Genomic DNA, 12,813 nt, shown 5'->3' on the forward strand with positions numbered 1-12,813 from the left:
GCGACCGCGCTGGTCTGCCATCTTCTGCCCGTCGCCGGATTGTCGGCAGCGCAGCGTAAAGGGCATACCGATGAAGACCACCACTCCTACCGAAATGGACGCACTCGTCCTCACCGAAACAAACTCGGACCTTGTCCGGACCCGAATTGTCTGCCCGGCTCCGGCGGCGGGGGAGGTTCTCGTCCGCGTCAAGGCAAGCAGCGTCAACCCGCTCGATCTCAAGATCAAGAGCGGACAGGCTCCGCACGCCCGCCACCCGTTACCCGCCATCCTTGGAATGGACTTAGCCGGGGTCGTCGAGGCAGTGGGTCCTGGCGTCACGGCATTCAAACCGCAGGACGAGGTTTTCGGCCTGACTGGCGGCGTTGGCGGCCTGCAGGGTTCATTGGCGACTTTCGTCTCGGTCGATGCCGATCTGCTGGCCCATAAGCCAACCAACCTCACCATGCGCGAGGCCGCGGCACTGCCCCTGGTGTTCATAACCGCCTGGGAAGGGCTGGTTGATCGCGCAGCGGTGCAGGCACGGCAAAAGGTACTCGTAATCGGTGCGGGCGGCGTCGGTCATGTAGCAATCCAGATCGCACGTGCCTTCGGCGCCGAGGTCTTCGCCGTAGACAAGGGCTCGAAGCAGAGGCAGATCGAAGAGCTGTGCGCGACCGCGATCGACCGCCACCAGACTACCGTCGAAGAGTACGTGAAGGACCACACGGGCGGACGCGGCTTCGACGTCGTCTATGATACCGTCGGCGGGGCAGGGATTGATGCCGCGTTCAACGCCGTGAGCAGGTTCGGCCACGTCGTCAGTTGCCTCGGATGGGGCACCCATTCGCTCGGGCCGCTCTCCTTCCGGGCGGCAAGCTACTCGGGCGTGTTCACGCTTCTGCCGATCCTGACCGGAGAAGGCCGCGCGCATCACGGCGCAATCCTCCGCGAGGCAAAGCGCCTTGCCGAGGCCCGGAAGATCGCTCCTCTCCTCGACCCGCGCCGCTATAGCTTCGAGACTGTAGACGAAGCCTATGCCGAAATCGAAAACCGCACTGCCAACGGAAAGATCGTCATCGACGTCGCCGCGTAGGAGGCGTCTCACCCCAGCCAAGGAAAAAAGCTATGCCATTCGTAAACGTAAAGCTCGTCGACGGTGTCTTCACGCCAGAGGAAAAGCACGCCATGGCCAAGGCGCTGACCGATGTCATGGTCAAGTTCGAAGGCTCGGAGGCCTTCCGCGAGGTCGTCTGGGTACTGATCGAGGAACTGCACGCGGATGGCTGGCACATCGGCGGCAGGCCGTTCGAGGGGCCGAAGTCCCTGATGACCACTCTTTCGAAATCCAAAGACATCGTCGAGACGATCGACGGTAATCCGACCACGCGCAAAGAGTGGGCCGCGGCCGCGCCAGTCGTTGGCTGACCGCCCTGCAATCTCAGCCGGGGCGAACACAGAAAGACGGACGGAAAACCTCCGCCCGCGTAGAGCCATCCGGCCGAAAAAGGGACAGGACCATGACTTCGAGAGAACATTTTGCGCATTACGAGTGCATTAAGGTCTTCTCCGAAGCCGATTTCACGGAAGACCTCAAGGTCATCGACGTCCCGGTCCTCGTAATGCACGGCAGCGACGACCAGGTGGTTCCCATCGGCGACTCCGCGAGCTGTCGGTGAAGTTGCTCAAGGACGGGAAGCTCAAGGTCTACGACGGCTACCCGCATGGGATGTTCACGACGCACGCCGACGTGATCAACGCTGACCTTTTGGCCTTCATTAAGGGCTGACCGCCGGGCGGGCCGCCCGCGAGGCCTGTCCTTCGACCTCCCCAACTTCAGTTCGAAGCCGTCGGCTCGCTCGAGACCGGCTGCGGAAAGGTATGTCATGAAATCCGAACACATGCTCTCCCGCCGTGAATTTTGCCTTTGCTGTATTGGGGCGGCGGGACTTGCCGCCACCGGAGGGTGGTTGAGTCCCCGCGACGCCTACGCCGAGGCACGGGGTCTGGTCAGCCTCATAAAGGACAGCGCCGCTAAGTCCGTCATCGCCACCCACAAGCTGAGAAACGGCATTACCATTCTCGAAGGTTCCGGCGGCAACGTCGCGGTGCTGAGCGGCAAGGACGGTCTCGTCATGGTGGACGCGGGCATAAGCGTGTCGCGCAAGCAAATGACCAAGGCGCTCGCGGAAATCTCGCCAGCCCCCGTCACCCACCTGATCAATACCCACTGGCATTTCGACCACGCAGACGGGAATGCTTGGATCGGGTCCGGAGGAGCCAATATCATAGCGCATGAAAACACCCGCAGGTACCTGTCGCAGGTACAGCGGGTCGAAGACTGGGACTACAATTTCCTCCCGGTCGCGAAAAGCGGAGAGCCGCAGCATGTCTTTTCCAAGGAGCACACGCTCGAGCTGAACGGCGAAGCCGCCGTCCTCAAATACTATGGTCCGGCCCATACCGACGGCGACATCTCAGTCATGTTTCGCGAGGCGGACGTCCTTCACGTCGGGGACACGTACTGGAATGGCATTTATCCGTTCATCGATCACTCGACGGGCGGCAGCATCGACGGAATGATCGCTGCATCGGAGGCGAACCTCGCCGCGTCCACCGACAAGACCATCATCATTCCGGGTCATGGAAATCCGGTGAGCAACCGCGCCGAGTTGCGTGACTTCCGCGACATGCTGGCCGGCATCAGGGAGAACGTGGCAAAACTGAAACGCCAGGGGCGTTCGCTCGACGAGGTGGTCGAGGGAAAGCCCACGGCGGCGTTCGATGCGAAGTGGGGTCAGTTCGTGATTGATCCAGCGTTCTTCACGAGGCTCGTCTACGCCGGCGTCTAGCTTCGACCGATTTCACCCAAACCTTCCCGGCGCACTCCTCCCCAGGTCCCCCTGGCGCGCCTCCGGGACGTCTCGAGTGGCGTCCTGGATTTGTTCACAGACCCAATCCACTCATTGGAGACGACCATGTCGAAAACGGAAAGCGCCCTGTTCATCAATATCCCGGTTGAACTGCAAGAGGTGAAGTCGGTGCACAGCATCGGAGGTCTGGAGTTCGAGGCCGACTTGCCCGCGGCTCTGTTCCATCTGCACTTGATCACGACGGACATCGCAAACTGGAAAGCGACGTCTGAAGTGGTCGTGGTGTTCCATACCAACGCGGGCCACGTCACGCTTGACGATGCGGCCTACAATTCGTCGCGCAACATCGCCACAGGCAACCCCTACAAGAAACTGGTCGCGGACCTTATCGATATCGGCGTGAATGTCGAGCTTTGCGGCGCGACTGCAAAGGTGAACGGCTGGGGCAACGCGGATCTTCTACCCCGCATCAAGATCAATCTCGACGCCATGGCGCGAACAATACAGCTCGTGCAGCGGGGCTTCGTCAAGATCGAGTGACCTTTGGGTTCCTCATCCGGCTAAGACACAAAGGCCCAAGGAGAGCGCAATGCTTCAACTCCCATTCGGATTCCATTCAACGGCTTCGGACGGTTAGGCCGCTTTCCGGGCGACGAGCAGAAACGCGTTTCGCAGTACCGACATCGTCGTCGAGCTCAGTGGAGCGAAGTCGTTTCGGAGCGTTTCGAGCATCAACGAGGGTGCGATCGAGGAGCTGGATCGGCTGGTTGAGGTGCTTGGGATCAGGAAGGATGCCGAGCACGTCGCGGTTTCGGTCGAAATCGTCGTCACTCCGTATTGGATGAGGAAAGCGCCAAGATTGGGTGGTCGCGGGCAGTCGCATAGATGGAAGAGGTTTTGAATCTCGCTGGCCACCCATCGATCCCGAAAATCCTGCAAGTCCCGTCCTGTCGCATTCCTCGGCAAAAGATTGCCGCCGACGAGGTGCCGAACAACTGCTGGTGACTTCCTTCGCCAAATGTCCGCGCCTGATATTGAGGCCGAAGTATCGAACCCAGTCCTTGCCGCGAAACCATTATTCGAGAGCAAAGCCTTGACCGCCATGATGCCCGCGTTGTTGACGAGCGTGTGTAACGGGCCGTCCCAGCCGTCGAGGAAACGCGTTACCGACCGGAGATCGGACAGATCGAGAGGTCGGACTTGGATGTTCGGGTTCGCGGTCCTGGCCCTGAGGTCGCGGGCGACGACCTCGGCCGCGTCCGGACGGCGGGCGGCAATGACAACGGACGCCCCGGCGGCGGCTAGCGCGGCCGTCGTCTCGGTCCCAATTCCGCTCGCGCCTCCGGTCACGATCATCGTCTTTCCATGCAGATCGATGCCTTTCAATACGGCTGTGGTCGCGGATGGAGGTCAATGAGTTGATGTCGAGCGTTACGTCGCCACCTCCAGGAAGTGCTGGCTAAAGCACGCGAAAAGTCCGCGGGATTCCAAAGAACCCGCGAGACCTGGCTGAGCCATTGTGCTGCCGGGTACGAACATTCCAGAGCAATGAATGCTCGTCGAGCCGGGTTACCCCCAGCCGATCCTTGAGCTTGAAACTTACGAGCACGTTGATTTCGCCTGTTCGTTAATCGACCCCGCGCTGGATTCGCAGCGGGATCTTTCAGACTCTTTTCATCCTGACTTAAGAGCGTTCGGAAGAGGTCATGTATTCGAATTTATCGTCGTACTGGCACGTTTGCTAGATAGGGTTGAAGGCTTGGCTTCCACGGGGGCTGTCAAGCCGGAAAACCTCGACATCGCAACGCGTGCCGTCCGAAATTGGGCGAAGGGATTGCTCGAAGTTGGGGAGATTGTTCGTGATTTGCAGACACCTGTCTTGCCCGGATATCACCACCCGATTCTCAGAGAAGTCACGAATATCCGCTACTTTGGTCGTATTCATCGACTTGTGAAGAACTAGTTGCGCGCTGGCCTTGCTCCGGCCAACGATCGTATCCCCAGAAGCGAGCCCGCTGATCAGGTTCGCGTGGTACGGAACCGAGCGTTTGCACGAAAGCCAGGAGGATATGTGCGCGACGCGCTGCCGACCGGATAGCGCTCGCCGTTGCGCTCGCCCGCGCTTCGCTCCCTGTGTTGGCCGAATCAAGAGAAGTCGGGCTTCCAATTCCTGAGTTGATCAGGCTCTACGATAAAGGACTCGCCTGCTGTCCGGATCCGAGTCTGGCCCATCTTTTCGCTTCGCCCGCCGAAGGGACGGGTAGCTTGAGGGAGCAGATGACCGAGCTCTCCAACGCGAAGCCAGGAGCGTGGAATCTTTACGATGTCGCAACAGCGCTGACCGATGGAACCGAGGTTTGGGCGGCTCTTTTCGACAACATCCTTACGCGGCAGATAGAATTTCACGTTGCACCCGGTACGAGTTCAATGGTTCGAAATATCAACGTTATGAAATTGGATCAAATTGCAGGATGCCGCCGCTCAACAGCCGACCAGGAAGAGATATTCGATGATGTTCTATTGGGTACTGGAGAGGTGGGCTTCTATCTAGGCACACGACAGTCGGAAATCTGTAGCTTTATCCGGAGCGGTTATTTGAATGCCGAGCATCTGACACTGAGGACGGTCAAGGAGTTTCGTTCGACATATATCTGCGGAGGCGAACTTCTGGCTTTCCTAAGGTTAACGGCCAAGCCCGGTGACTCCGTTTCGTCTTGGGGTACGCTGCGTCGTATGAAATCTAAAGTAAAGCTCCTCCATGATAGGCCCTCGTTGAGAAGTCGAGCTGCGGTGAAGCAGTTTTTTGCGGACCTAGGCTGATGGATTCGCGGCACAATGCGGCCGCAGAATCTTATTCTTTTTCGATACGAGTATTTCCAACAGGTTGGCGGAATCGCATTTAGTTGATCCGAACAATATATGTCGGCACCAATTAATTGGAACTCTGCACCCAAAGGATCGGGACTTTCCTCCGATACTAATTGCGACTTTAACAGAGCGTAAGGACCGTGGACCTCTTCATAGTCGATGCCCTCAAATGCTGCCTCCTGAATAGCCCAGTAGCGGTCGCGTACCCTTGTGGACGAGTTCGTCAAGAATGCCGCCTTGGTAGTCATCGATGAACGAAAGGAGGCAGGGAAATGAATCTCGCTGCAGTGATAGTTCCATCGCTTTAGGACGACCATGTCGTAATATTCCGGCGCTAGCCTCCGCATTCGGCGTGCTCCACCTTTGCTTCGTTTGGAGCCGCATTGCGTCCTCATAAACAGGCTTGATGATCTCGTTTGGTGAATGTTGCGCTTTTATCGGACCGGCTCTTGATATACCTCTTCGGCACGAAAACCATTTCGGGAGGATACGGATGGCGGGCGCCCATCTCTTCGAACTGGTGATCGCGATGTTCCTAGCAATTATCGCGCTTCACTACCTCGCTCACAGATTGGGACTTCCGCCCTCGGTCGCATTGCTCGCAGGAGGGGCGATCCTCGCGTTTGTTCCGGGTCTTCCGGCGATCACCGTCGATCCCGAACTCGTCCTCGTCATCTTCCTCCCGCCGTTGTTGCTCGATGGCGCATGGTCCATCGCGGCGGCGCGGTTGCGACGGCATCTGGTCGGTATAGCCTCGCTCGCCATCGGCGCGGTGTTCTTCACCACCGTGGTCGTGGCGATCGTCGCGCATTTTTTGGTGCCATCGCTTCCCTGGGCCGCCTGCGCGGCGCTCGGCGCGATCGTATCGCCGCCGGATGCCGTATCTGCGCGCGCGGTGCTGGAACGGGTGAGGTTGCCGCGGCGGCTCCAGATACTCCTGGAAGGAGAGAGCTTGCTGAATGACGCTAGCGGTCTTGTGCTCTTCCGGTTGGCGGTCGCCGCGCTTGCAACCGGCGCCTTCAGCGTCGCCGACGCTGCAAGCAGCTTTTTGCTGCTTGCTTTTGGCGGTGCGCTCGTCGGAGTCATCGTCGGAACGGCATGGGTCAAGTTCGTCCGGCATCTTGGCGACGAATACCTCATCATCGCCGCAACGACGCTTCTCGCCTGGATATCTTATCTGCTGGGAGAGTTTCTCCATGTCTCGGGCGTGATCGCCACGGTGACGACCGGTCTGGTCGCATCATGGCACCAGCACACCGTTCTTTCTGCGGCCACCCGCATGCGCGGAACATCATTCTGGACAGTCGTCGTCTTCCTGATGGAAGCGGCAGTATTCATCCTGATAGGCTTGTCGCTCCGGGCCGTCGTCGAACGCGGAGGTGGATTTGGCCAGCTTGTCGAAACCATGGCGTTTCCAGCCATCGCAATCCTCATCACGCTCTTGGTCGCTCGATTTGCATGGGTGTTCGGTTCCGAGCTTGTGATCAAACTCTGCAATACCCTTGGTCTCGCTCGAACGCAGCCATTGGGCATCGGCGGCACAGCGATTTTGGGGTGGGCGGGCGTTCGCGGGGTGGTGACGTTGGCGCTTGCGCTGAGCTTGCCTGAAGACTTCCCCGGCCGCGACTTCATTCTGGTTATGGCGTTTGCCGTCATCGTCGGAACAGTTCTTTTACAAGGCACGACGTTGGGACCAGTGATCACCTGGGCCGGCCTTGTCGAAGCAGAATCGGAGCGGGCGCGGATGACGATGAGCCAGGCGGAAGCCGCGATGGCTCAGGTACAGTTTGCAACAGTTCGGGACCTTGCCTACGACGGCGAGGGAAAACTCGTTCATCCTCAATTGTTGGACAGATACCAGCGCAGGGCGACGACGATCGTCGACTATGCCAAGCGTACTGAAGACTACATGCCAATGCTCCATGCTCACTTCGATGTCGTGCTGGAGGCTGTGGCCGCCGGGCGGAAGGAACTCATTCGGCTTCATCGCGCTGGCGAGATTGACGACGAGACGCTGCATGAGCTCGAAAGGGATCTTGATCTTGAAGAGCTGAGTGCGATTTCGGCGAAGGCATGAGCGATGCGGATAGCATGGCGTGAGGAGGGATTTCCTGCATCATCGGAAACTTCGCCTTCGACGCGCCCGACGCCTGCGCGTCGGCAGCCGAGATCGCCAGAGGCGATATAGCGCGACTGGCTGGAATAAGGACGTCCTGCCGTTTTCGGCGAAGGGTGCTCGCATGGCCTACCGAAGTATCTTGCGCTGTCCGCCGAAGCGGACGTCATCGGACAATCAAAGCGGCGAAGATTGGCGCTATCGCCACCCGAATCCCGACGTGCGCACCAAGCGCTCGGGACTCCGCTGTCCACGGGATGGCGACGTCCTGCGGACATGCGGTCGTCCGCCTTCATCGACGCAGACCGGGACTATTGTGCAGCGCGGGGCCGGCGAGACCTCAGCGAAGGTGACAAGAGGACAACTAAGGAACATTCGACCTCTCGAACGTTGGGCGGACTGGATCGTGCGGCGACCCGTGCATACGCCCTTTGCACGTGGCTGCGCGGTCCACCTCAATTCTTCGTGCTTCGTGGCCGTGCTGTTGCCGATCTATCTGCTCGCCCTCGGATTTATTCCGTTCAAAGTCGGCGTCATCGCGACCGCATCGCTCCTTGGCTCCGGTCTGCTGACGATGTGTGACGGCTTCCTCGGAGCGACACGATCACAGCCAACTTCTGTTGGCTGGGGCGCGCCTGATGATTGCAACGGGCGTGGCCTTCGCCGTTGTCCACGATTACGCGCTGCTCCTGGTCATCCCATTTGCCGGCACGATCAGTTCCGGGTGACGAGTTCCTTGTGGCCGCTTAAAATCAAACTATAGAGCTTGTGAACGTGCGTCGCGCTGCGAACTTGTTGGATTGCTTCGCCAACCGTCCGTTGGAAGAAAGCCTTCTCAAATTGCCCGCTGTCGATACCGAATGCGACAATAGTGCAGGTATGCGCTTGCCGTTCAGGATGTATTTGCTGATCGCCAAGATCATTCGCTGCGGGAGGTCATTGCCAGATACATACATCCCAACCTTCCAGAGGAGCCAGTCCGACAAGCCTCTCCGTGGGGAGCGGCAGCCATGTGTTCGTCTCGGCAGTCGCGACGGTGCCTTCATACTCGGTCCGCGCGACAAGCAGAGGCGATCAAAAAAGCGAAACGCGGAATCACGGTCCTGTTGTGAAGGCCTGGCGCATGGAAATGGCTGGGCTGATCATCCTGGATGGTGGTTGGATCAAGAGCTTGCCCGTATCATCCGCCCGTACAGTCGTCTCGCCTGCGTCGTTATTGGCGACGATAACACTCATCGGACGAAGCGCCTCCTTCCCGCGCTGTTTTTTGCAAGATTTAGTAGCGTGAACCAAGTCCTTGCCCTCAGAGGTTTTCGAATGACGTACAGGACAAGCGGATCCTGCATTCCTTTCGCAGCGCCTGTCTCATCTGCCTGTACACAGATCGAATGACGTCGTAAGCAAATCTATTGCACAATCGCATCGCCGCGAGGGAAAAGGACAGCAATGGAGTTCGATCTCAGCCGCGTTTTGGACGCACTCCCGGCCATGGTATGGATCGCACTGCCGGACGGGCAGCTCGAGCTTGCCAATCGACGCTGGTCCGAATACACCGGCCTCGGTCTGGACGAAGCCCACGGCTGGGAATGGCAGACCGCGGTCAGCCCGGACGACCTGCCCACGCTGCTCGAACGCTGGCGGTCGATTCTGGTATCCGGCCAGCCCGGCGAAATGGAGGCGCGCGTACGTCGCTTCGACGGGCAGTATCGCCGGGTTAGCGTGCAATGCAGTCCGATAGTCGATGATGCCGGCCGGATCCTCAAATGGTGGGGAGTGGTCACCGATGTCGAGGATTTTCGGCGAGCTGAGGAGACCTTGCGGCGGCGCGAACTTGATTTTCAGTTGATCGTCGACAGCATCCCGATTCCGGTCGCCGTGACGACACCATCAGGCGATGTCGAAGGCCTTAATCAACTGACCCTCGACTATTTCGGCAAGACATTCGAGGAGCTGAAAGGCTGGAAGGCCTCCGAGGTCGTCCATCCGGACGATCTCGAGCGGACGGTCGCCGCTCATCTTTTGGCGCACCAGCAGGGCAATTCGTACAACATCGAGATTCGCCACCGTCGCGCTGACGGCGTCTACCGCTGGTACAACGTCCTAGGCCTGCCTCTACGGGATCCGCAAGGCAACATCCTCCGCTGGCTCCACTTGCTGATCGACATAGATGATCGGAGGCGGGCAGAGGCGGCCCTCCAGGCCGCGAACGACAGGCTTGCGCGTGCATCGCAGGTCGCAAGCCTGGTCGAACTCTCCGCCTCGATCGCGCACGAGGTCAATCAGCCGATTGCCGCTGCACTCGCCAACGCGCAGGCTGCGCTTCGCTGGCTGGGAAGGGACCCGCCCGATCTTGCGGAGGTGAGAGAGGCACTCGACGACGTTGTGAAGGACGGCACGCGAGCCGGAGCTGTCATTGATCGGATACGCTCGCTGTTCAAGAACGCACCGCCGTCGCTTGAGAACCTGGACCTCACCGAGGCGCTCACCGAGATCGTTGCCCTTAGCCGCGGCAAAGCCCTGAAGAACGGTGTCTCCTTACAGATCCAACTCTCGGACGGCTTGCCGACCATCCGAGGAGACCGCGTACAGTTGCAGCAGGTGATGCTCAACTTGATCACCAACGCCATCGAGGCAATGAGCAGTGTCGACGATGGTAATCGCAATGTTCGGATCACCGCCGGAAGAGACGACGACAATGTCTTTGTCACCGTGCAGGACTCCGGTCCGGGCTTGACGCAAGCCACCTTGGACCGCGTCTTCGAACCGTTTTACACGACCAAGCCAACCGGTCTCGGGGTGGGGCTGTCGATCTGCCGTTCAATCATCGAGGCCCACAACGGTGCGCTCTGGGCGACAAACGCCGAGAAAGGCGGCGCCGTGTTTTCGTTTACCGTTCCCATTTCCACGTCGGCAAAATCCAGAAGGGGCGTGCAGGATCCCGTCATGCCCTCTGAAGCGCCCCAACCGCTCGCTGATATAACCTCCTGAACTGCTTCGGTCAGTTCCACAAACGATTCGATGAAGGAGCCCGCATCAAGTCCAAGATGGCTAATACCTTCGTGTTATCTCCCAGGCAGTTTCCGTCATGCTATGGTTTCAACGCTTTTAGAGAACATGGCCCTTTAGATGTCGCACAGTCCGGACGATAGAGCGATTGTCTACATCGTCGATGACGATGAAGCGCTGCGTCGCGCGCTAGACCGCCTGTTCCGCTCGGTTAGCCTTGAAACGCGCAGCTATGGAGCTGCCCGCGAGTTTATCGATGCCCAGCGACCGGATCTACCCGGATGCATCGTACTCGACGTAAGGCTGCCGGGCATCAACGGGCTTGAGTTTCAGGCGCAGCTTGGCGACTTGGGCATCAACTTACCCGTCGTCCTGATCACCGGTCACGGCGATATCCCCATGACGGTTCGGGCGATGAAGGCCGGAGCCGTAGACTTCCTGCCGAAGCCTTTCCGCGACCAGGACATGCTCGATGCAGTGAGTACGGCGATCAACCGTGATCGCAGCCGACGAGCCGCGGAGGACCTCACTGCCGGTCTCAAAGGTCGATTTGCCACATTATCGACGCGCGAGCGGGAAGTGATGATGCTGGCGACCTCCGGCAGGATGAACAAGCAGATCGCCGGGGATCTGGGTCTCAGCGAGGTAACGGTCAAAATCCATCGTGGCGCCGCGATGCGCAAGATGGGTGCTCGTACACTCGCCGATCTGGTGCGAATGGCCGATGCCTTGAACCTGGCACTTGAACACTGACGGCTAACACCTGAGTATGATTTCCAAAGGGTGGGACGTGTGCGAGGCTGACGTTCAGCGCTCCGCCCATCTCCGCGGCCAAGCTAACAAGAAGCGAGTGATGCGGCGTGGCAGGGGAACCACTCATCTCCATTATCGACGACGATCAGGCGATGCGGTCAGCGCTTGTCAGGCTGATCCGTTCGCTCGGATATGTTGCCCGTGGTTTCGCATCAGCCGAGGAATTCATCGAGGCGGGTGTCATGTCGGGCTGTTCCTGCGTCATCACAGATATCCAGATGCCGGGCATGAGCGGCATCCATCTGACAAGGCTGATCGCGGAGCGGCAATCCGAGGTGCCTGTAATCCTGATTACTGCTCGTACTGAGCCTGGACTCGAGGACGTCGCCCTTGCCAGCGGGGCCGTGGCCTTCTTCAGGAAGCCGATAGACACCACGGCCTTCGTTGAATGCCTGGAAATGGCGATAAGGGCATGAGCCCAGCCCGGCCCGCGTCTGGTCCCGCACTGGATGCGTCGCGCAAACGGTCAGGGATTTCAACCGCAAACGGCCGCTCACGGCTGACAACAGCGGTGTGAAGGGCGGTGGTTGCCCTCCTGGCGCTGGCGTCAGCCATCAAACTGACCGGCAATACCGCTCCGTGGCATCTAATACCAAGGCATGAGCCGCATAGCCGCTCGTCTTAACCAGACAGCCGCCCGTACGATGGCGGCGACGGCATTCGTCCAGCAGTATGCTCATCAGCGACCTGGCACGTGTGAGAGTGCCAATCGAAGCATCTCAAACGGAGAAGCACATGCTGCAAATCACCTCCAAACAAGCCCAGGCGATCATCTCGGCCGGCGAGGCTAAGGCCGCCGACCTCGGCGTCCCCGTCAACATAACGGTGCTGGATGCCGGCGCCCATCTGAAGGCGTTTAGCCGTATGGATGGCGCAGTGCTCGGCTCGATCGACATCGCGACACGCAAGGCGCGAACCGCCGCGCTTTTTCAGACCACAAGCGAGGCAGTCTGGGAATATTGCAAGCCGGGCGCGCCCGCTCACGCGCTCGAACTCACGAATGGCGGCCTCGCCCCCTTTGCGGGCGGGATTACGCTCTTTGATGCGCACGGCACGATGATTGGCGCTGTCGGCGTGTCCGGCGGGTCCGTCCCGCAGGATCTCGAAATCGCACAGGCGGCGGCCGCCGCCCTGGGCGCCTAACCCTCTCAAAGGCAA

At 59.4% G+C, this 12,813-nt stretch carries 13 protein-coding genes and 2 pseudogenes; 13 read left to right on the plus strand and 2 right to left on the minus strand.

Annotation, left to right across the window (positions count from 1 at the left end):
• The first annotated feature begins 70 nt into the window (after window positions 1-70).
• The 5 genes and pseudogenes from A3C3_RS0112590 (at window position 71) to A3C3_RS0112615 (ending at window position 3,392) form a co-directional block, all read left to right on the plus strand.
• Window positions 71-1,075 (plus strand): zinc-dependent alcohol dehydrogenase family protein, encoded by a 1,005-nt coding sequence (locus A3C3_RS0112590; protein ID WP_022714964.1) that lies wholly within the window; start codon window positions 71-73, stop codon window positions 1,073-1,075.
• Window positions 1,076-1,107: 32 nt separating this feature from the next.
• On the plus strand, window positions 1,108-1,407 hold the full coding sequence (locus tag A3C3_RS0112595) for a tautomerase family protein (protein WP_022714965.1): 300 nt from the start codon (window positions 1,108-1,110) through the stop codon (window positions 1,405-1,407).
• Window positions 1,408-1,520: 113 nt separating this feature from the next.
• A pseudogene (locus A3C3_RS43545) lies at window positions 1,521-1,768 on the plus strand (alpha/beta fold hydrolase); the annotation flags it as partial.
• A 97-nt stretch (window positions 1,769-1,865) separates the two neighbouring features.
• Window positions 1,866-2,831 carry an MBL fold metallo-hydrolase gene (locus tag A3C3_RS0112610; RefSeq protein ID WP_022714968.1) on the plus strand — a complete coding sequence of 322 codons (966 nt, stop codon included), beginning with the start codon at window positions 1,866-1,868 and terminating at the stop codon, window positions 2,829-2,831.
• A 126-nt stretch (window positions 2,832-2,957) separates the two neighbouring features.
• Window positions 2,958-3,392 (plus strand): DsrE family protein, encoded by a 435-nt coding sequence (locus tag A3C3_RS0112615; RefSeq protein WP_022714969.1) that lies wholly within the window; start codon window positions 2,958-2,960, stop codon window positions 3,390-3,392.
• A 93-nt stretch (window positions 3,393-3,485) separates the two neighbouring features.
• Here the strand turns inward: A3C3_RS0112615 and A3C3_RS46970 are convergent, their stop codons facing one another.
• Window positions 3,486-4,208 carry an SDR family NAD(P)-dependent oxidoreductase gene (locus tag A3C3_RS46970; protein WP_022714970.1) on the minus strand — a complete coding sequence of 241 codons (723 nt, stop codon included), beginning with the start codon at window positions 4,206-4,208 and terminating at the stop codon, window positions 3,486-3,488.
• Between the two features lie 196 nt (window positions 4,209-4,404).
• Between A3C3_RS46970 and A3C3_RS0112625 the strand changes: the two genes are divergently transcribed.
• The 4 genes and pseudogenes from A3C3_RS0112625 to A3C3_RS46975 all read left to right on the plus strand — a co-directional run.
• Window positions 4,405-4,815 (plus strand): hypothetical protein, encoded by a 411-nt coding sequence (locus A3C3_RS0112625; protein ID WP_022714971.1) that lies wholly within the window; start codon window positions 4,405-4,407, stop codon window positions 4,813-4,815.
• A 314-nt stretch (window positions 4,816-5,129) separates the two neighbouring features.
• Window positions 5,130-5,672, plus strand: coding sequence for a hypothetical protein (locus A3C3_RS0112630; RefSeq protein ID WP_022714972.1), 543 nt, complete (start codon window positions 5,130-5,132; stop codon window positions 5,670-5,672).
• Between the two features lie 541 nt (window positions 5,673-6,213).
• Complete coding sequence (locus tag A3C3_RS0112635; RefSeq protein ID WP_022714973.1) at window positions 6,214-7,797, plus strand: Na+/H+ antiporter; 1,584 nt, start codon at window positions 6,214-6,216, stop codon at window positions 7,795-7,797.
• A gap of 457 nt (window positions 7,798-8,254) precedes the next feature.
• A pseudogene (locus A3C3_RS46975) lies at window positions 8,255-8,555 on the plus strand (hypothetical protein); the annotation flags it as partial.
• A gap of 376 nt (window positions 8,556-8,931) precedes the next feature.
• Here the strand turns inward: A3C3_RS46975 and A3C3_RS46060 are convergent.
• Window positions 8,932-9,072, minus strand: a complete 141-nt coding sequence (locus A3C3_RS46060) for a hypothetical protein (RefSeq protein WP_167521941.1) — start codon at window positions 9,070-9,072, stop codon at window positions 8,932-8,934.
• A gap of 210 nt (window positions 9,073-9,282) precedes the next feature.
• Between A3C3_RS46060 and A3C3_RS38260 the strand changes: the two genes are divergently transcribed.
• The 4 genes from A3C3_RS38260 (at window position 9,283) to A3C3_RS0112660 (ending at window position 12,798) form a co-directional block, all read left to right on the plus strand.
• Window positions 9,283-10,824, plus strand: coding sequence for a PAS domain-containing sensor histidine kinase (locus A3C3_RS38260; RefSeq protein ID WP_022714975.1), 1,542 nt, complete (start codon window positions 9,283-9,285; stop codon window positions 10,822-10,824).
• 138 nt (window positions 10,825-10,962) lie between these two features.
• Entirely contained in the window at window positions 10,963-11,595 is a 633-nt protein-coding gene (locus A3C3_RS0112650; protein ID WP_022714976.1) for a response regulator transcription factor, read from the plus strand.
• A 107-nt stretch (window positions 11,596-11,702) separates the two neighbouring features.
• A complete protein-coding gene (locus A3C3_RS0112655; protein WP_022714977.1) occupies window positions 11,703-12,071 on the plus strand; it encodes a response regulator transcription factor in 369 nt (122 codons plus the stop codon).
• A 319-nt stretch (window positions 12,072-12,390) separates the two neighbouring features.
• Entirely contained in the window at window positions 12,391-12,798 is a 408-nt protein-coding gene (locus tag A3C3_RS0112660) for a GlcG/HbpS family heme-binding protein (protein ID WP_022714978.1), read from the plus strand.
• The last annotated feature ends 15 nt before the right edge of the window (window positions 12,799-12,813 follow it).

Origin of the sequence: Rhizobium mongolense USDA 1844 (assembly GCF_000419765.1) — a bacterium.
Taxonomy (GTDB): Bacteria; Pseudomonadota; Alphaproteobacteria; order Rhizobiales; family Rhizobiaceae; genus Rhizobium; species Rhizobium mongolense.

Excerpts from the sequence above, each read along its gene's own strand:
- A3C3_RS0112590 (WP_022714964.1), top strand. The coding sequence starts at position 71 with ATGAAGACCACCACTCCTACCGAAATGGACGCACTCGTCCTCACCGAA.
- A3C3_RS0112595 (WP_022714965.1), top strand. The coding sequence starts at position 1,108 with ATGCCATTCGTAAACGTAAAGCTCGTCGACGGTGTCTTCACGCCAGAG.
- A3C3_RS0112610 (WP_022714968.1), top strand. The coding sequence starts at position 1,866 with ATGAAATCCGAACACATGCTCTCCCGCCGTGAATTTTGCCTTTGCTGT.
- A3C3_RS0112615 (WP_022714969.1), top strand. The coding sequence starts at position 2,958 with ATGTCGAAAACGGAAAGCGCCCTGTTCATCAATATCCCGGTTGAACTG.
- A3C3_RS46970 (WP_022714970.1), bottom strand. The coding sequence starts at position 4,208 with ATGATCGTGACCGGAGGCGCGAGCGGAATTGGGACCGAGACGACGGCC.
- A3C3_RS0112625 (WP_022714971.1), top strand. The coding sequence starts at position 4,405 with ATGCTCGTCGAGCCGGGTTACCCCCAGCCGATCCTTGAGCTTGAAACT.
- A3C3_RS0112630 (WP_022714972.1), top strand. The coding sequence starts at position 5,130 with ATGACCGAGCTCTCCAACGCGAAGCCAGGAGCGTGGAATCTTTACGAT.
- A3C3_RS0112635 (WP_022714973.1), top strand. The coding sequence starts at position 6,214 with ATGGCGGGCGCCCATCTCTTCGAACTGGTGATCGCGATGTTCCTAGCA.
- A3C3_RS46060 (WP_167521941.1), bottom strand. The coding sequence starts at position 9,072 with ATGAGTGTTATCGTCGCCAATAACGACGCAGGCGAGACGACTGTACGG.
- A3C3_RS38260 (WP_022714975.1), top strand. The coding sequence starts at position 9,283 with ATGGAGTTCGATCTCAGCCGCGTTTTGGACGCACTCCCGGCCATGGTA.
- A3C3_RS0112650 (WP_022714976.1), top strand. The coding sequence starts at position 10,963 with ATGTCGCACAGTCCGGACGATAGAGCGATTGTCTACATCGTCGATGAC.
- A3C3_RS0112660 (WP_022714978.1), top strand. The coding sequence starts at position 12,391 with ATGCTGCAAATCACCTCCAAACAAGCCCAGGCGATCATCTCGGCCGGC.